Source organism: Streptomyces sp. NPDC006739 (assembly GCF_042869815.1).
GTDB lineage: Bacteria > Actinomycetota > Actinomycetes > Streptomycetales > Streptomycetaceae > Streptomyces.
The window spans coordinates 116,355-132,416 of sequence record NZ_JBIAGM010000002.1; the positions used below are offsets into that span (position 1 = coordinate 116,355).

At 72.1% G+C, this 16,062-nt stretch carries 16 protein-coding genes; 8 read left to right on the forward strand and 8 right to left on the reverse strand.

Going from position 1 to position 16,062, the window contains the following annotated elements:
• The first annotated feature begins 20 nt into the window (after window positions 1-20).
• From ACFYMM_RS03915 to ACFYMM_RS03935, 5 genes are all read left to right on the forward strand, one after another.
• Window positions 21-1,394, forward strand: a complete 1,374-nt coding sequence (locus ACFYMM_RS03915; protein ID WP_388383532.1) for an ABC transporter substrate-binding protein — start codon at window positions 21-23, stop codon at window positions 1,392-1,394.
• The gene (locus ACFYMM_RS03920) at window positions 1,391-2,329 is read left to right on the forward strand and encodes a carbohydrate ABC transporter permease (protein ID WP_388383534.1); all 939 of its coding nucleotides are present in this window, start codon (window positions 1,391-1,393) and stop codon (window positions 2,327-2,329) included. Before ACFYMM_RS03915 ends, ACFYMM_RS03920 begins: the two co-directional genes overlap by 4 nt.
• Window positions 2,326-3,171 (forward strand): carbohydrate ABC transporter permease, encoded by an 846-nt coding sequence (locus ACFYMM_RS03925; RefSeq protein ID WP_388383536.1) that lies wholly within the window; start codon window positions 2,326-2,328, stop codon window positions 3,169-3,171. Before ACFYMM_RS03920 ends, ACFYMM_RS03925 begins: the two co-directional genes overlap by 4 nt.
• The gene (locus ACFYMM_RS03930; RefSeq protein ID WP_388383537.1) at window positions 3,168-4,160 is read left to right on the forward strand and encodes a zinc-dependent alcohol dehydrogenase family protein; all 993 of its coding nucleotides are present in this window, start codon (window positions 3,168-3,170) and stop codon (window positions 4,158-4,160) included. The genes ACFYMM_RS03925 and ACFYMM_RS03930 overlap by 4 nt, the downstream gene beginning before the upstream one ends.
• A 61-nt stretch (window positions 4,161-4,221) precedes the next feature.
• A complete protein-coding gene (locus ACFYMM_RS03935) occupies window positions 4,222-5,421 on the forward strand; it encodes a TerD family protein (RefSeq protein WP_388384480.1) in 1,200 nt (399 codons plus the stop codon).
• Window positions 5,422-5,473: 52 nt separating this feature from the next.
• Here the strand turns inward: ACFYMM_RS03935 and ACFYMM_RS03940 are convergent, their stop codons facing one another.
• On the reverse strand, window positions 5,474-6,064 hold the full coding sequence (locus tag ACFYMM_RS03940) for a TetR/AcrR family transcriptional regulator (protein ID WP_388383539.1): 591 nt from the start codon (window positions 6,062-6,064) through the stop codon (window positions 5,474-5,476).
• Between the two features lie 147 nt (window positions 6,065-6,211).
• Between ACFYMM_RS03940 and ACFYMM_RS03945 the strand changes: the two genes are divergently transcribed.
• The gene (locus ACFYMM_RS03945; protein WP_388383541.1) at window positions 6,212-7,651 is read left to right on the forward strand and encodes an MFS transporter; all 1,440 of its coding nucleotides are present in this window, start codon (window positions 6,212-6,214) and stop codon (window positions 7,649-7,651) included.
• 10 nt (window positions 7,652-7,661) lie between these two features.
• Here ACFYMM_RS03945 and ACFYMM_RS03950 read toward each other — a convergent pair whose 3' ends face one another.
• From ACFYMM_RS03950 to ACFYMM_RS03960, 3 genes are all read right to left on the reverse strand, one after another.
• On the reverse strand, window positions 7,662-8,714 hold the full coding sequence (locus tag ACFYMM_RS03950) for a 1-aminocyclopropane-1-carboxylate deaminase (protein WP_388383543.1): 1,053 nt from the start codon (window positions 8,712-8,714) through the stop codon (window positions 7,662-7,664).
• 19 nt (window positions 8,715-8,733) lie between these two features.
• Entirely contained in the window at window positions 8,734-9,405 is a 672-nt protein-coding gene (locus tag ACFYMM_RS03955) for a GntR family transcriptional regulator (protein ID WP_388383545.1), read from the reverse strand.
• Between the two features lie 70 nt (window positions 9,406-9,475).
• Window positions 9,476-10,903, reverse strand: coding sequence for a hypothetical protein (locus ACFYMM_RS03960; RefSeq protein WP_388383547.1), 1,428 nt, complete (start codon window positions 10,901-10,903; stop codon window positions 9,476-9,478).
• Between the two features lie 266 nt (window positions 10,904-11,169).
• On the opposite strand from ACFYMM_RS03960, the gene ACFYMM_RS03965 reads away from it, so the two are divergent.
• Window positions 11,170-12,996: an endonuclease/exonuclease/phosphatase family protein gene (locus tag ACFYMM_RS03965; RefSeq protein ID WP_388383550.1), complete on the forward strand. Its 1,827-nt coding sequence runs from the start codon at window positions 11,170-11,172 to the stop codon at window positions 12,994-12,996.
• A gap of 127 nt (window positions 12,997-13,123) precedes the next feature.
• Here ACFYMM_RS03965 and ACFYMM_RS03970 read toward each other — a convergent pair whose 3' ends face one another.
• The 4 genes from ACFYMM_RS03970 to ACFYMM_RS03985 all read right to left on the reverse strand — a co-directional run bounded on the left by ACFYMM_RS03970 (window position 13,124) and on the right by ACFYMM_RS03985 (window position 14,947).
• Entirely contained in the window at window positions 13,124-13,615 is a 492-nt protein-coding gene (locus ACFYMM_RS03970) for a DUF3618 domain-containing protein (protein ID WP_388383552.1), read from the reverse strand.
• Window positions 13,612-14,031 carry a phage holin family protein gene (locus ACFYMM_RS03975; RefSeq protein ID WP_388383554.1) on the reverse strand — a complete coding sequence of 140 codons (420 nt, stop codon included), beginning with the start codon at window positions 14,029-14,031 and terminating at the stop codon, window positions 13,612-13,614. Before ACFYMM_RS03975 ends, ACFYMM_RS03970 begins: the two co-directional genes overlap by 4 nt.
• A gap of 62 nt (window positions 14,032-14,093) precedes the next feature.
• On the reverse strand, window positions 14,094-14,786 hold the full coding sequence (locus tag ACFYMM_RS03980; RefSeq protein WP_388383556.1) for a hypothetical protein: 693 nt from the start codon (window positions 14,784-14,786) through the stop codon (window positions 14,094-14,096).
• A complete protein-coding gene (locus ACFYMM_RS03985) occupies window positions 14,783-14,947 on the reverse strand; it encodes a hypothetical protein (RefSeq protein WP_388383558.1) in 165 nt (54 codons plus the stop codon). The genes ACFYMM_RS03980 and ACFYMM_RS03985 overlap by 4 nt, the downstream gene beginning before the upstream one ends.
• Before the next feature lie 168 nt (window positions 14,948-15,115).
• Here ACFYMM_RS03985 and dapA point away from each other — a divergent pair, with 168 nt between their 5' ends.
• Window positions 15,116-16,012 (forward strand): 4-hydroxy-tetrahydrodipicolinate synthase, encoded by an 897-nt coding sequence (gene dapA, locus ACFYMM_RS03990; RefSeq protein ID WP_388383560.1) that lies wholly within the window; start codon window positions 15,116-15,118, stop codon window positions 16,010-16,012.
• Window positions 16,013-16,062 lie beyond the last annotated feature (50 nt).

Below are 16,062 nucleotides of genomic sequence, written 5' to 3' on the forward strand. Positions count from 1 at the left end.
CTTACGTCCAGGAGCGATCCATGCGAACCCAGAGCCGACGACGGCCTCCGCGAGCCACACTCGCGCTGGCCGCCGCAGGGACGCTGCTCGCCCCGCTGCTCTCCGGCTGCTGGGTCGGAGCGGGCGGGTCCGGTTCCGGCGGCGATTCCATCAACGTCCTGATGGTCAACAACCCGCAGATGACCGAGTTGCAGAAGCTCACCGCCGCCCACTTCACCGCGGAGACCGGCATCAAGGTCAACTTCACGGTCCTGCCCGAGAACGACGTCCGCGACAAGATCAGCCAGGACTTCGCCAACCAGGCCGGGCAGTACGACGTGGCGACCCTGTCCAACTACGAGATACCGATCTACGCCCGCAACGGCTGGCTGAAGGACATGAACGGCTATGTCGCCGGGGACCCCGGCTACGACGAGCAGGACGTCCTGAAGCCGATGCGCCAGTCCCTCACCGGTGACGACGGCAAGCTCTACGGCCAGCCCTTCTACGGCGAGTCGTCCTTCCTGATGTACCGCAAGGACGTGTTCGCGGCCAAGGGCCTGACCATGCCCGCCCACCCCACCTGGACCCAGGTCGCCGACCTCGCGGCGAGGGCCGACGGGGCGCGGCCCGGCATGCGCGGCATCTGTCTGCGCGGACTGCCCGGCTGGGGCGAGCTGATGGCACCGCTGACCACGGTGGTGAACACCTTCGGCGGCACCTGGTTCGACAAGGGCTGGAAGGCGCGCCTCGACTCCCCCGAGTTCGAGAAGGCGACGAAGTTCTACGTGGACCTGGTCCGCCGGCACGGCGAGCTGGGCGCCGCCCAGTCCGGATTCGCCGAGTGCCTGAACAACATGACCCAGGGCAAGGTCGCCATGTGGTACGACGCCACCTCCGCGGCCGGTTCCCTGGAGGCGAAGGGCTCCGCCGTCAAGGGCAGGCTCGGCTACGCCCCCGCCCCGGTGGAGCGGACCCCGTCCTCCGGCTGGCTCTACACCTGGGCCTGGGGCATCCAGAAGGCCTCCCACAACCCCGACAAGGCCTGGAAGTTCGTCTCCTGGGCCTCCGGCAAGCAGTACGAGCGACTGGTCGGCGACACCTTCGGCTGGTCCGACGTCCCGGCCGGAAAACGCGCCTCGACCTACACCGACGCCGCCTACCGCAAGGAGGCCGGCGCCTTCCAGGAGATGACCAGGCAGGCCATCGAGAGCGCCCGGCCGGACGACCCCGGCGTCCAGCCGCGTCCCGCACCCGGCATCCAGTTCGTCGGCATCCCCGAGTTCACCGACCTCGGCACCAAGGTCTCCCAGGAGATCAGCTCGGCCATCGCCGGACGCCAGTCCGTCGACTCGGCCCTGAGGAAGTCCCAGCAGCTCGCCGACCAGGTCGCCAAGGAGTACCAGGGACGATGACCGCCACCACCACGGCCCCGCTCGCCGCCACCCCCGTCCGCACGCCGAGCCGGCCCCCCGCCCGCCTGCGCGCCTGGGCCACCAGAGCCCCGCTGCTGCCCGCCCTCGTCTTCATGATCGCCGTCACCCAGCTGCCGTTCGTGGCCACGCTGGTGATCTCCTTCTTCGACTGGAACGCCCTCTACCCCAAGGCCCGCCGCTTCACCGGCCTCGACAACTACCGCCAGGTGCTCACCGACGCGGACCTGCGCCACTCGGTGTGGACGACGGTGCTGCTCACGGTGGCGGTGGTGCTGGCCAGCCTGGTCCTGGGCCTCGCCCTGGCCCTCCTGCTGGACCGCAGGTTCCGCGGCCGGGGCGTCGTACGCACCCTGCTGATCGCCCCGTTCCTGGTGGTGCCGGTGGCCGCCGCGCTGCTCTGGAAGCATGTGCTCTACAACCCCGAATACGGCCTTTTCAACGGGTTGTTGCACTATGTGGGCGGCCCGCAGCCGGACTGGATCTCGGGCACTCCGCTGCTCGCGGTCGAGGCCTCCCTGGTGTGGCAGTGGACGCCGTTCATGATGCTGATCCTGCTGGCCGGGCTGCAGAGCCGGGACCAGCAGCAGATCGAGGCGGCCCGGGTCGACGGCGCGAACGACTGGCAGGTCTTCCGCCACCTCACCCTCCCCCATCTGCGCCGCTACCTGGAACTGGGCGCTCTGCTGGGCTCGATCTACATCGTCCAGAACTTCGACGCGGTGTTCACCATCACCTCCGGCGGTCTCGGCACCGCCAACCTGCCCTACACCGTCTACCAGAGCTTCTACCAGGCCCACGAGAACGGCCTCGCCTCGGCCGCCGGCGTCCTGGTGGTCATCGGCTCGATCGTCATCGCGACCTTCGCCCTGCGCGTGGTGTCGTCCCTGTTCCGCGAGGAGGTGTCCCGCGCATGAGTGCCGTCGCGGTACGAGTACGCCGCCGTAAGGGCGTCGGCCTGGGGCTGGTCGCCTGGCTGGCCGGAATCCTGTTCTTCCTGCCCGTCGCGTGGATGGCGCTGACGTCCTTCCACTCGGAGCAGGACGCGGCGACCAACCCGCCGTCCTTCACGGCCGCCCTCACCCTGGACGGCTACCGCGAGTTCTTCGGCACCGGCGGCGGCGCCAGCCCCTGGCCCGCGCTGATCAACTCCACCGTGGCGTCCGTGGCGTCCACAATCTGCGTCCTGCTGCTCGCCCTCCCGGCGGCCTACGCGCTGTCGGTCCGGCCGGTCCGCAAATGGACGAACGTGCTGTTCTTCTTCCTGTCGACGAAGATGCTCCCGGCCGTGGCGGGCTTGCTGCCGGTCTACCTCTTCGCCAGGAACGCCGGGATGCTCGACAACATCTGGCTGCTGGTCATCCTCTACACCTCCATGAACCTGCCGATCGCGGTGTGGATGATGCAGTCGTTCCTGGCCGAGGTGCCGGTCGCGGTGATCGAGGCGGCGCAGATCGACGGCGCCCGGCTGCCGACCGTCCTCGCCCGCGTGGTGGCCCCGATCGCCCTGCCCGGCATCGCCGCCACCGCCCTGATCTGCTTCATCTTCAGCTGGAACGAACTCCTGTTCGCCCGGGTCCTCACCGGCGTGGTCGCCGAGACCGCCCCGGTCTTCCTGACCGGCTTCATCACCAGCCAGGGCCTGTTCCTGGCCAAGGTGTGCGCCGCGTCGCTCGTCATCTCCCTGCCGGTGCTCGCCGCGGGGTTCGCCGCCCAGGACAAGCTGGTCCAGGGCCTGTCGTTGGGAGCAGTGAAATGAAGGCCGCCGTCATCGAGTCCGTGGGCCGCGCCGTCGTCACCGAGGTCCCCGACCCGACGCCCGGGCCGCGCGAGGTCGTCGTCGAGGTCGCCGCCTGCGGACTGTGCGGCACCGATCTGCACATCCTGCGGGGCGAGTTCGCGCCCGAGCTGCCGATCGTCCCCGGCCACGAGTTCGCGGGCGAGGTGGTCGGCGTCGGCAGCCAGGTCAATGAGGTGTCGGTCGGCGACCGGGTGGCGGTGGACCCGTCCCTGTACTGCCACGAGTGCCGCCACTGCCGCAGCGGCCACAACAACCTCTGCGAACGCTGGGCGGCGATCGGTGTGACCACGGCCGGCGGCGCGGCCCGCTACGCCGTGGCCCCCGTGGCGAACTGCGTACGGCTCCCGGAGCACGTCCGTACCGAGGACGCGGCCCTGGTGGAGCCCCTGTCCTGCGCGGTACGCGGCTACGACGTCCTGCGCTCCCGGCTGGGCGCCCACGTCCTGGTCTACGGCTCCGGCACGATGGGCCTGATGATGCTCGAGCTGGCCAAGCGGACCGGCGCGGCGAGCGTGGACGTGGTGGACGTGAACCCGGCCCGCCTGGAGACCGCCCGCGGGCTCGGCGTCTCGGCGTCCGCCGCGAGCGCGGACGAACTCGACCGCCCGCAGGGCTGGGACGTGGTGGTGGACGCCACCGGGAACGCGGCGGCCATCCAGGACGGTCTGGACCGGGTCGCCAAGGCGGGAACGTTCCTGCAGTTCGGGGTGGCCGACTACGCGACCCGGGTGACGATCGACCCGTACCGGATCTACAACCAGGAGATCACCATCACCGGTTCCATGGCAGTGCTGCACAGTTTCGAACGCGCGGCCGAACTGTTCGCCAACGGGGTGCTGGACCCCGAGGTGTTCATCAGCGACCGGGTCCCGCTGGAGCGGTATCCGCAGGCGCTGGAGCAGTTCGCGGCCGGGGTGGGGCGCAAGATCGTGGTCATGCCGTCGTAGAACTGGCGGCCGGGTAAGGGAACGGCAAAGTCGCCTCGCTCGTTCACCCGGCATGACAGCTATGACCCCCGGCTCGAACATCCCCCTGGCCGCCGCCCGCGTGACGGTCGACGTCACCGCCCCGGTGCGGCTCGACGTATCGGGCCTGCTGCTCACCGCCGACGGCAAGGTGCGCTCCGACGACGACTTCATCTTCTACAACCAGCCGAACGGCCCGGGCGTGACCTACCGCTCCGGCGGGGGTACGGCACCGGACGCGATCACCGTCGACACCGGGTCCGTGCCGCCCGGCATCGAGAAGATCGTCGTCACCGCGAGCCCGGACGCCACCGGCCAGACCTTCCAGGGCATCGAACCCACGGCGACCATCCGCGACGCCGACGACGGCTCCGTCCTCGGCACCTTCACGCCCCCGCGGCTCGGGACCGAGACGGCGCTGGTGGTCGTCGAGATCTATCTGCGGGGCGGGGTCTGGAAGGCACGCGCGGTGGGGCAGGGGTACGCCGACGGGCTGGCCGGCATCGCGACCGACTTCGGTGTGACGGTCGAGGAGCCGGCCGCCACGCCGGCACCGGCCGCGACACCGGCCCCCGCGCCCGCCCCCGCACCGGCCCCCGCCTCCCAGCCGGTGCCGCCGGCGCCCGCCGCGCCCCCGGCACCGGCCTCCCCCGCCCCCGGCGCCGGGAAGATCAACCTCGACAAGGGCCGGGTCAGCCTGCGGAAGAACCAGACCGTTTCCCTGGTCAAGGGCGGCCGGCCGCTGCTCACCCAGGTCCGGATGGGCCTCGGCTGGGAGCCGGCGTTCCGCGGCAAGGACATCGACCTGGACGCCTCGGTCGTCGCCTACGGCCCGCAGCGCAACCCCGTCGACAGCTGCTACTTCGGCAAGCTGTCCATCCTGAACGGCGCGATCAAGCACTCCGGCGACAACCTCACCGGCGAGGGCGGGGGCGACGACGAGGTGATCGTGGTCGACCTCGGCCGTATCCCCCAGGAGGTCACCGGGCTGGTCTTCACCGTGAACTCCTTCTCCGGGCAGAAGTTCACCGAGGTCGCCAAGGCCTACTGCCGGCTGGTGGACGCGGCCAGCGGCGAGGAGCTGGTGCGCTTCGACCTCACCGGCGCCGAGCCGCAGACCGGCGTGCTGATGGCCAAGCTGGTCAGGCAGTTCTCCGGCGAGTGGGACATGACCGCGCTGGGCGACTTCGTCAAGGCACGCACCGTACGGAACATGGTCGAACCGGGCGCTAAGGCCCTGTAGGCCACCGTAGCGACGCCCACGGGCGCCCCCGGTCCGCCGGGGCGCCCGGGGCTCAGCCTGCCGCCTCCCCCGGGCCGGGCCGCAGCCCCTCCGTCAGCAGCGACAGATACCGTCGGATGTACCCGCCCCGTCCGTCCGCCAGTTCGGACGCCGTCGCCACACCGTGCGCCAGCCGCAGCACCTCGATCGGCTCGATGTCCGCGCGCAGGCCGCCCTCCGCCTGGGCCGCCTCGACCAGCCGGGTCGCCGCCGCCCGCACCGAGGTGCCGCAGGCCGTGAGCGCGGCGGAACCCGTGGCGTCCGTGACGGCCGAGCCCAGCAGGGTCTTCATGCCGCGCACCTGGATGGTCCCCACGCACAGCTCGTAGAGCCACTCCCCCAGCGCCTCGCCCGGCGGCAGCTCCTTCGCCAGCTCCTCGGCCCGCGTCACCATCGCCTCGATCCGGTCGACGTACGCGGCCTCCAACAGCGCCTGACGGGTGGGGAAATGCCGGTACAGCGTGCCGGAGCCGACGCCCGCCCGCTTGGCGATGTCGTCGAGCGACGCGTTCTCCCCGTGCTCAGCGAAAGCCTCGGCCGCCACCTCCAGCAACCGCTCGTAGTTGCGCCGAGCGTCCGCCCGCATGGGCCTGACCTGCGCCATCCAGATACTCCTTGCGAACCGGGGACCGTCTCCGTATCTTATCGAGCACTAAACGGAGACAGTCCCCGCTTATCGTCGCGTGCTCCGTGGGCAGTCCGACCTGCCCTGACGCGCCCGAGGCGGGGACGCCCAGACCGGGAGACCCTCATGTCCACCCCGTCCGCACCGTCCACCACGGCAGCCACGTCCACCGGGCCGGCGCACCCCGCCGGGCTCGGCACCACCCTCCTCGTCATCGTCACCGCCTATGTGATGGTCGGCGTCGATTCCACCGTCGTCAACGTAGCCCTGCCGGACATCCAACAGGACCTGGGCTTCAGCCGCACCGGGCTGTCCTGGGTCCTCAACGCCTACACCCTCACCTTCGGCGGCCTGCTGCTGCTCGGCGGCCGGGTCGGCGACATCATCGGCCGCCGCCGCACACTCACCCTGGGCGCGGGGCTGTTCGCCCTGTCCTCGCTGCTCGGCGGGATCTCCACCGAGGGCGGCTGGCTGCTCGCCGCCCGTGCGCTCCAGGGCGTCGGCGGCGCCCTGATCGCCCCCAGCACACTCGCCCTGATCACCACCAACTTCCCGGCGGGCCCGCGCCGCCACCATGCCCTGAGCGTCTACTCGTCCATGGCCGGCATCGGCGGCTCGGCCGGTCTGGTCCTCGGCGGCATGCTCACCTCCTGGGCCTCCTGGCGCTGGGCCCTGCTCATCAACGTGCCCATCGGCGCGGTCCTCGTCCTCGCCCTCCCGCGCTTCGTCACCGAGACCCAGCGGCACGCGGGCCGCTTCGACCTCGCCGGCGCGCTCACCGGCACGGCCGGCACGGCCTCCATGGTGTACGCGTTCATCCGGGTCTCCCAGGCGGGCTGGAGCGATGCCCAGGCGCTGCTCGGCTTCGGCACGGCCGCCGCGCTGGTGGCGTGCTTCGTCCTGATCGAGTCCCGGGCGGCAGGGCCGGTCATGCCGTTGCGGCTGTTCGCCGACCGGGACCGGGCGGGCGGCTACGCGAGCATCATGCTGCTGCCGGCGGGCATGTTCGGCGCCTTCTACTTCCTCACCCTCATCTGTCAACAGGTCCTGATGTTCAGCCCGTTGCGGGCCGGGCTCGCCTTCCTGCCGATGACCCTGACGATGTTCACGACCGTCCGCCTGGTGCCGCGCCTGCTGGCCCGCTTCGGCACCAAGCCGGTCCTGCTGACCGGCATGTCACTGGTGGTCGCCGGCTCGGGGTGGCTGTGGCGGCTGGGGCCCGGGGACGGCTACGCGGCCGGGCTGCTCGGTCCGCTGCTGGTGCTCGGCCTGGGCGTGGGGCTGAGCTTCATGCCGCTCAACGCCACGATCCTGGCCGCCGTCGAACCGGGGGAGGCGGGCGCCGCCTCCGGCCTGCTGCAGACCCTGCAGTGGCTCGGCGGCACCCTCGGACTCTCCGTCCTGGTCACGGTGTTCGGCACCGCGACCCGGCACGCCGGCGGAAGTCCGGCCGCCGTCCTCACCGAGGGCGCGGCCCGCGCGTTCGGCGTGGGTGCGCTGATCGCGCTGGGCGCGCTGCTGGTGGCGGCCGTGACGCTCAGGGGCCGGAAGGCGGCCGCCCCCTGAGCGGAGGGGCTCAGAACAGGGCGCTGTACGCGTTCAGCGCGGGCTGGCCGCCGAGGTGGGCGTACAGCACGGTGGAGTCCGCGCCGATCTCCCCGCGCCGGACCAGGTCGACGAGCCCGGCCATCGACTTGCCCTCGTAGACCGGGTCGGTGACCATGCCCTCGGTGCGGGCGGCGAGCCGCATGGCGTCCAGGGTGGTCTCGTCGGGGATGCCGTAGGTCCCCGCGTGGTACCGCTCGTCCAGCTCGACGTCCGCTTCGGTCAGCTCCCGCCTCACCCCGATGAGCCGGCCGGTGTTCCGGGCGATCCGGGCGATCTGCTCCCGGGTGCGGGCGGGCTCGGCCGAGGCATCGATCCCGAGCACCCGGCGCGGCCGGCCGCCCGCCTCCTCCAGGGCGCGGAACCCGGCGACCATGCCGGCCTGGGTGGACCCGGTCACCGAGCACACGATCACCGTGTCGAAGAAGACCCCCGACTCCCGCTCCTGCTCGGCGACTTCATGGGCCCAGTTCGCGAAGCCGAGGCCGCCGAGCGGGTGGTCGGAGGCCCCGGCCGGAATGGCGTACGGCTTTCCGCCCGCCTCCACGACCTCCCGCAGCGCCTGTTCCCAGCTCTCCTTGAACCCGATGCCGAACCCGGCCCGCACCAGCCGTACGTCGGCTCCGGCGAGCCGGCTGACCAGGATGTTGCCGACCTTGTCGTAGACGGAGTCGGGCCACTCGACCCAACTCTCCTGGATCAGCACGCACTTGAGGCCGGCCCGGGCGGCGCAGGCCGCGACCTGGCGGGTGTGGTTGGACTGCACCCCGCCGATCGACACGAGGGTGTCGCAGCCCTGCGCCAGAGCGTCGGCGACCAGGTACTCCAGCTTGCGGGTCTTGTTCCCGCCGTAGGCGATCCCGGAGTTGCAGTCCTCGCGCTTGGCCCAGAGCGAGGCACCACCGAGATGCGCGGTCAGGCGCTCCAGGGGGTGCACGGGCGAGGGCCCGAAGAGGAGGGGGTAGCGCTCGTACGAGGACAGGGACGGAGACGGAGACGGGGACGGTGGCAGGTTCGGGGACACGGGTCCTCCCGGGATCGGATCAGTCGCCGTCGGCCGGGTCGCCGTCGGTCAGGTCGACGAGATCTGCGAGGCTGCGCCAGATCCTGGCGGTGACGCGGACAGCCGTGTCCGTGTCGCCGCTCGCGCAGGCCTCGATCAGCCGGTCGTGCAGGCCGGCCGAGCGGCAGGTGCCGCCCTCCGCGAAGCGGCGCCGTTCCAGCCGGCGGATCAGCGGGGTGTAGCGGGCGATGGTGGCGGCGGCCGCACGGTTTCCGGCGACCCGGACGAGGACGTCGTGCAGGGCGTCGTCGGCGCGCAGGGCCCCGTCGACGTCGCCCGCGCCGACGGCCGCCGTGAACCGTTCGTTGGCGGTGCGCATCGCCTGCACGTCGGCGGCGAACAGCCGGGCCACGGCGACCCGGGTGACCAGCTCGTGCAGGGCGCCGACCACGGCGGCCGCGTCCCGTACGTCGGAGGCGAGGACCGGGGTGACCCGCGTGTAGCTCTGCGGCTTGCTCTCCAGCAGACCCTCGTCCACCAGCCGGGAGAAGGCCTCCCGGACCGGCGCCCGGGACAGCCCGAGCCGCTCGGCGAGATCGGCGTCGCGCACCACCGCGCCGGGCTCGATCTCCCCGGCCACGATGGCGTCCCGGATGGCTTCGTAGGCACGGTCCCTGAGGAGGGTGCGCTGGACGGGTCGTAGGGCCTCCACGGCTGAAATGTTAGATGTCAGTTGTCCTCGCGGCAAGCGGGAGGCCTCCTCCCGGAGGGTCCGCCCGCCGTCACCCCGCCTGCTGCGAACGCGCCTTGAACGCCGCCTTGCGGGCCTCCTTGGCCACCTTCTTGTCCGGGTGCAGCCGGCCCATCGCCTCCAGCACGTCGGCGGTGGCCGGGTGCTCCACCCGCCAGGCCGTCGCGAAGAAGCCGCCGTGCTGCCGGGCGAGTCCCTCCACCAGGGCCTGGAGTTCCTCCGAGTTGCCCTCGGCGGCGAGTTGGGCGGCGACGGTGTCGACGGTGAGCCAGAAGACCAGTTCCTGCGAGGGCGCCGGCACGTCGGCGGCGCCGCGCTCGCTCAGCCAGACGCGGGCCAGGCCGCCGAGTTCGGGGTCGTCGAGGACCTCGCGCAGGGCGGGTTCCGCCTCCGCGCCGACCAGGGAGAGGGCCTGCTGGCAGCGCAGGCGGCGCAGGGGGCCGCCGGTGTCCGTGCCGCGGGCGGCGGCGAGCAACTCGCGGGCGGCGGCGAGGGGTTCGCGGCGGGCCAGCCACTGCTCGGTCTCCGCCTGGGCGGCGGCGGGCGGGAAGCCCGAGGTGCCGTCGAGCAGCACGTCGGCGCCCTTGTCCGCGAGTTCACCGACCGCGGGCGCCCGCAGGCCGGCCTCCAGCAGGCGCGCCCGCAGCCCGTAGGCGCCGAGCGGGGTGAGCCGGACCATGCCGTAGCGGGCGACGTCGGTCTCGTCGACCGGCGCGGCGGGCTCCTCGTCGGTGTCGGCCATGAGCGCCTCGTCGACGGGCCGGTACTCGACGATCCCGGCGGGCTCCAGCATCCGGAACTGGTCGTCCAGGCGCATCATCGCGTCGGAGACCTTCTCCAGGACGTCGTTGGTGGGCTCACCCATGTCGCTGGGGACGATCATCGAGGCGGCGAGGGCGGGCAGCGGGACCGGACCGTCGCCGGGGCCGTCCTCACTCACGGTCAGGAGGTAGAGGTTGCCGAGGACGCCGTCGAGGAACTCGGCCTCCGCCTCGGGGTTCCAGCCGAGTGACGAGAAATCGACCTCGCCGCCCTCGTCCAGGGCGTCGACCAGTCCGTCGAGGTCGGGAACGGTGGCGTCCGCGATCACGGTCTCCAGACCGGACAGCCAGACCGCGAGCACGTCGCGCGGTGAGCCGGCGGTGAGCAGCGCGAGTTCCTCCCCGGCGGCGACGGTCCCGGCCTCCGCGTCGGTGATCTCGACCAGGCCGGCGTCCACGGCGACCCGCCAGGCCTCGCCGATGTGCGCGGCGGCGTCCTCGCCGCTCAGTCCGAGCAGTTCGGCGGCGGCCGGCAGCTGTTCCTCGACCAGCTGGCCGCCGGAGTCGACGCGGGTGCCGGGTCCGGCCCAGCGGGCGAGCCGGGCGGCCCGGGAGAGCAACGGCGTGGACAGCGCGGCGCGCGCCAGCTCCGCTTCGGGATGCAGCCGCACCGGCGGCAGGGGGGAGCTGTCTGACATCGACTGGTTCTCCTCGGACCGTGAAAGGACTCAGCCGCTCAGCCTAGACGGATTTCCACCCATGCCACCCGGTTCCTGTCGCCGCCGGCCCTCGCACATGGCCGAAACCTTGACAACTCCCGTGCACAGGCAGGAGATTGACGCGCGTAGAAGTTGGGGGGACAACTGTTCACTCGGCTCTACGCGTGTCACGGAGGGCTACCGGCCCGGCACGCTCCCGTTCCACCCTCGTCCCGGCGCTCACGCATGTTTCCGGAGGGAATCCCTTGCCGAGCAGGTCTTCCGCGCGCCTCGCCGCGCTCACCGTCGCCGCCGTCTGCAGCGCGGCGTCCGCCGTCGTCCTCACCTCCCCCGCGCACGCCGACTCGGTGCGCATCCACGACATCCAGGGCACGACCCGGATATCGCCGTACGCGGGCCAGAAGGTCATGGACGTGCCCGGTGTCGTCACGGCCACGCGCGCCTACGGCTCGTCCAGAGGTTTCTGGCTCCAGGATCCGACCCCGGACGACGATCCGGCCACCAGCGAGGGCGTGTTCGTGTTCACCGGCTCCGCGCCGAAGGTGGCCGTCGGCGACTCCGTCACGGTCACCGGCACGGTCTCCGAGTACGTGCCGGGCGGCGCCTCGTCCGGCGAGCAGTCGGTCACGGAGATCACCAAGCCGGTGGTCACCACGGTCTCCAGCGGCAACCCGGTCCCGGCGCCGGTCGTCATCGACGAGGACTCCGTACCGGACGCGTACGCGCCGAGCGGTGACCCGGCCGCGAACGGCTCCGTCAACGGTCTGACGCTGCAGCCGAAGAAGTACGCCCTGGACTACTACGAGTCCCTGGAGGGCATGAACGTCCAGGTCGCCGACACCCGCGTGGTCACGCGCACCGACCCGTACAGCGAGCTGTGGGTCACGGTGAAGCCGTGGGAGCACCGCAACCGCCGAGGCGGCACGGTCTACGGCTCCTACGACTCCCAGAACACCGGCCGCCTCCAGGTCCAGTCGCTCGGCCCGGCCGCCGACTTCCCCAAGGCGAACGTCGGCGACACCCTGGAGGGCGCCACCACGGGTCCGCTGGACTACAACCAGTTCGGCGGCTACACCCTGGTCGCGAGCCGGCTCGGCACGCTGAAGAGCGGCGGCCTGCAGCGCGAGACGACCCGCAAGCAGTCGCACGGCGAGCTGGCGGTGGCGACGTACAACGTCGAGAACCTCGACCCGTCGGACGCCACCTTCGACCACCACGCGGCCGCGATCGTGAACAACCTGCAGTCGCCCGACATCGTGTCCCTGGAGGAGATCCAGGACAACGACGGTGCCACCGACGACGGCACGGTCGACGCGAGCGTCACGGTGAACAAGCTGATCGACGCGATCGTCGCGGCGGGCGGCCCGAAGTACGACTGGCGTTCGATCAACCCGGTCAACGACCAGGACGGCGGCGAGCCCGGCGGCAACATCCGCCAGGTGTTCCTGTTCAACCCGCAGCGGGTGTCCTTCGTGGACCGCCCGGGCGGCGACTCCACCACCGCTGTTGGTGTCACCGGGGTGCACGGCAAGGCGGAGCTGACGGTCTCCCCGGGCCGGATCGACCCGGCGAACGCGGCCTGGACGAACAGCCGCAAGCCGCTGGTCGGCCAGTTCGTCTTCCGTGGCCGGACGGTGTTCGTGATCGCCAACCACCTGATCTCCAAGGGCGGTGATCAGGGGCTGACCTCGCAGTACCAGCCGCCGACGCGCGGCTCCGAGGTCCAGCGTCACGCCCAGGCGACGGAGGTGAACGCCTTCGTGAAGAACATCCTGGCCGTCCAGCGGAACGCGGACGTCGTCGCGCTCGGCGACATGAACGACTTCGAGTTCTCCGGCACCGCGAAGATCCTCGAGGGCGACGGCGAGCTGTGGTCGGCGATCAAGTCGCTGCCCAGGAGCGAGCGGTACACCTACGACTACCAGGGCAACGAGCAGGTCCTCGACCAGATCCTGATCAGCCCCGCGATCCGGCGCGGCTGCGACTTCCGGTACGACAGCGTGCACATCAACGCGGAGTTCAACGACCAGATCAGCGACCACGACCCGCAGGTGCTGCGGTTCCGTCCGTAGCGCGGCCGGGCGAGCCGCTCGGGACTGGCTGGACGCCCCGTCCAGCCAGTCCCGCCAGGCGCTCTCGCCACGGGCGGGGGGCGCCTGGCCTCGGGCGCGGCCCGCGGACGGCGCCCTCGGACGCCGGTCAGGCCTCGGTGCCGCCCTTGCGCCACAGCACGCCCGCCGCGAGGGCCGCGCCGGCCACACCGGCGATCAGCACCAGCCGCGGATGCCGCATCCCGGCCTGGACCACCGCGCGCACCCGCACCGGGACACCGCGCTCCACGGTGTGACCCGCGTGCCCGGCCGTCTCCTGGAGGGCGTGGCCGCCGCGGCCCGCCCGCTCCTGGACGGTGTGACCCGCCTTGAGGGCACGTTCCTGGACGGTGTGTCCGGCCTTGACCGCCCGCTCCTGGGCGGCGTGCCCGGCCAGCGCGGCGCTGCTGCGCAGCTGCACGGTCATCGCGCCCGCCTTGTCCCTGAGGTCGGCGGCGCGCGCCGAGGCGCGGCCCTTCACGTCCACCTTCGCCACCAGCTCCTCGATGGTGTCGCCGAGCTGGTGCCTGGTCTGTTCGATCTGTTCTCGCAGCTCGGTGGGGCCCTTGGCGCCCCGGCCGTGCGGGGTCCTGTGCGTCATCGGTGTGCCCTTTCCCTGATCTCGTCGACATCGGCCCTGACGCTGTGGAGGGTCTCCTCGGGTGCCGGCGGAGCGGCGTGGCGCAACTGGGCGCGTCCGGTCGCGGCCAGGATCGCGGCCACGGTGAAGAACACCACCGCGACGACGAGCGCCGCCGCCCACACGGGCAGCGCCAGGGAGAGGGCGGCGGTGGCCGCGCCGGCCAGGGTGATCAGGCCGACGTATCCGACGGCGCCCGCGGCGCCCAGCAGTCCGCCGCCGCGGCCGGCGCGCCGCCCCTTGTCCGCCAACTCCTCCTTGGCCAGGGTCACTTCCTGCCGCAGGAGACGGGAAAGCTGTTCGGTGGCCCGTCCGACGAGTTCGCCCGTGGAGGGGTGCTCGCCGGCCCTGGGCCGTACGTCCGTGGTCCCGGTCACGGTGTCCGGCCTCCTCTCGGTCCTCTCGGTCCGGACCATCCGGGTACCCCGGCCGTCGGCCGTTAGCCCTGATCGCCCCCTTGGGATCCGCGTTCACCGAGACGGCCCAGCTGGGTCTGGAACCAGTCGAGGCGGGCCTGCAACAACGCCGCCTCCGCGACGAGTTCGGGCACGCCGAGCCCCTCGGACCCGGCCTGCTCCAGTGGCGCCGTGCCGGCGCCGCCGCGCGCGACCACCCTCAGGCCGTCCCCGGCCAGCCGGGCGAATCCGGCGAGCGAGAGGGACGTACGACCGCGCAGGCAGCCCGCGCAGGCGGGGGACAGGGCCTGCCAGCCGGGCCGGCCCCAGCCCGCGTCGGCGAGCGCGACCGGGACGGCGCCGCAGGCGCAGGGGCCGACGGTCGCGGTCCGCACCCGCTGCCGGGCGTAGCGGAAGCCGCGTTCGAAGCGGATGTAGGCGCCGAGGACGCGGACGTCGAGCAGGGCCGCCGCCCGGTGTTCCGCGGTGCACAGCAGGGCCTCGGCGGCCGCGCGGTCGTGCACGCAGTGGAAACCGCAGTCGCACAGCCGCGCGGGCGGGCGGTGCCTTCGGCCGTAGACGCAGGACGCGTCGTCCACGACCTTGTACGGCAGCGCGCCGCCCAGCGACACACCGGTGAACCCGGCCCGGGTGCCGTCCTGGGACAGCACCGGGTGGGCGATCTTGTATCCGGTCGGCGGCTCCGTGGGGCGTTCGGCCGGGAGCCGCAGCCTCATCGGGCGGCCGGGACCTCTTCGGGAGCGGGCGCGGCCACGGGCACGGATGCGGCGGCGGCCTCGGACGGTTCGGTGGTCTCCTCGTGGAGGACGGGTTCTTCCTGGTGGGCGAGCGGCCGCTCCTCGGCGACGCCGGTGGCCAGTGCCTTGCCGAGCTTCATGGTGCCTCCCATGACTGCGTTCGGTGACCTTCACCCATGGTGACCCATGAACGACCGGGTTGGACATAGGGCCTGATCGGCCCACCCTCACATATCGCAGTGATACTTATCAATACCTCATAGAAGAATTAAGTGGAGCTTCACTCACCTGCCGCCGAGACTACCCTCATGACGAACCCCTCACGCCCCTTCGGCCGCACCCTCTGCGCGATGGTCACCCCCTTCACCGAGTCGGGGGCGCTGGACCTCGACGGAGCCGGGCGGCTCGCGGACCGGCTCGTGACGGAGGGCTGCGACGGACTGGTGCTCAACGGCACCACCGGCGAGTCGCCCACCACGACGGACGCGGAGAAGACGGAACTGATCGCGGCCGTCCGGGACGCGGTCGGCGACCGGGCCCGCCTGCTGGCGGGAGTGGGCACCGCGGACACCCGGCACACCGTCGAGCTTGCCCTGGCGGCCGGGAAGGCCGGCGCCGACGGTGTGCTGGTGGTGACGCCGTACTACAGCCGGCCGCCGCAGGACGCGGTGGAGGCGCACTTCCGCGAGGTCGCGGACGCCGCCGGCCTGCCGGTGATGCTGTACGACATCCCGGGCCGCACCGGCACCCGCATCGAACCGGAGACCATGATCCGGCTCGCGGACCATCCCGGGATCGTGGCCGTGAAGGACTGCTCCTACGACTTCCTCGGCACCCAGAAGGTGCTGGAGCGCACCGGCCTGGCGTACTACGCCGGCTGCGACGAGCACATCCTCGCCCTGTACGCGGTCGGGGCGGCCGGCTGCGTCAGCACGGTCGCCAATGTCGTCCCGGGCCTGGTCCGGGACATCCTGGACACGTTCGAGGCGGGCGACACCGCCGTGTCCGCCCGCCTCCAGCGCCGCGCCACGCCGCTCGTCGAGGCGATGACCGCGGCCGACCTGCCCGGCACCGTCACCGTCAAGGGCCTGCTCAACGCCCTGCGACTGCCCGCGGGCCCGGTCCGCGCACCGCTGCGGGCGGCAGGCCCGGAAACGGTCGGCCGACTGCGCGGGCTGTACGAGGATCTGCTCAGCGGGTCGTGACCCTGCTGCCGTACGTTGTTCCCGTGAGCCGCCCCTTGCTGTTCCTGGAT

Coding starts and splice junctions, on each gene's coding strand:
- ACFYMM_RS03915 (WP_388383532.1), top strand. CDS start 21: ATGCGAACCCAGAGCCGACGACGGCCTCCGCGAGCCACACTCGCGCTG.
- ACFYMM_RS03920 (WP_388383534.1), top strand. CDS start 1,391: ATGACCGCCACCACCACGGCCCCGCTCGCCGCCACCCCCGTCCGCACG.
- ACFYMM_RS03925 (WP_388383536.1), top strand. CDS start 2,326: ATGAGTGCCGTCGCGGTACGAGTACGCCGCCGTAAGGGCGTCGGCCTG.
- ACFYMM_RS03930 (WP_388383537.1), top strand. CDS start 3,168: ATGAAGGCCGCCGTCATCGAGTCCGTGGGCCGCGCCGTCGTCACCGAG.
- ACFYMM_RS03935 (WP_388384480.1), top strand. CDS start 4,222: ATGACCCCCGGCTCGAACATCCCCCTGGCCGCCGCCCGCGTGACGGTC.
- ACFYMM_RS03940 (WP_388383539.1), bottom strand. CDS start 6,064: ATGGCGCAGGTCAGGCCCATGCGGGCGGACGCTCGGCGCAACTACGAG.
- ACFYMM_RS03945 (WP_388383541.1), top strand. CDS start 6,212: ATGTCCACCCCGTCCGCACCGTCCACCACGGCAGCCACGTCCACCGGG.
- ACFYMM_RS03960 (WP_388383547.1), bottom strand. CDS start 10,903: ATGTCAGACAGCTCCCCCCTGCCGCCGGTGCGGCTGCATCCCGAAGCG.
- ACFYMM_RS03970 (WP_388383552.1), bottom strand. CDS start 13,615: ATGACGCACAGGACCCCGCACGGCCGGGGCGCCAAGGGCCCCACCGAG.
- ACFYMM_RS03980 (WP_388383556.1), bottom strand. CDS start 14,786: ATGAGGCTGCGGCTCCCGGCCGAACGCCCCACGGAGCCGCCGACCGGA.
- ACFYMM_RS03985 (WP_388383558.1), bottom strand. CDS start 14,947: ATGAAGCTCGGCAAGGCACTGGCCACCGGCGTCGCCGAGGAGCGGCCG.
- dapA (WP_388383560.1), top strand. CDS start 15,116: ATGACGAACCCCTCACGCCCCTTCGGCCGCACCCTCTGCGCGATGGTC.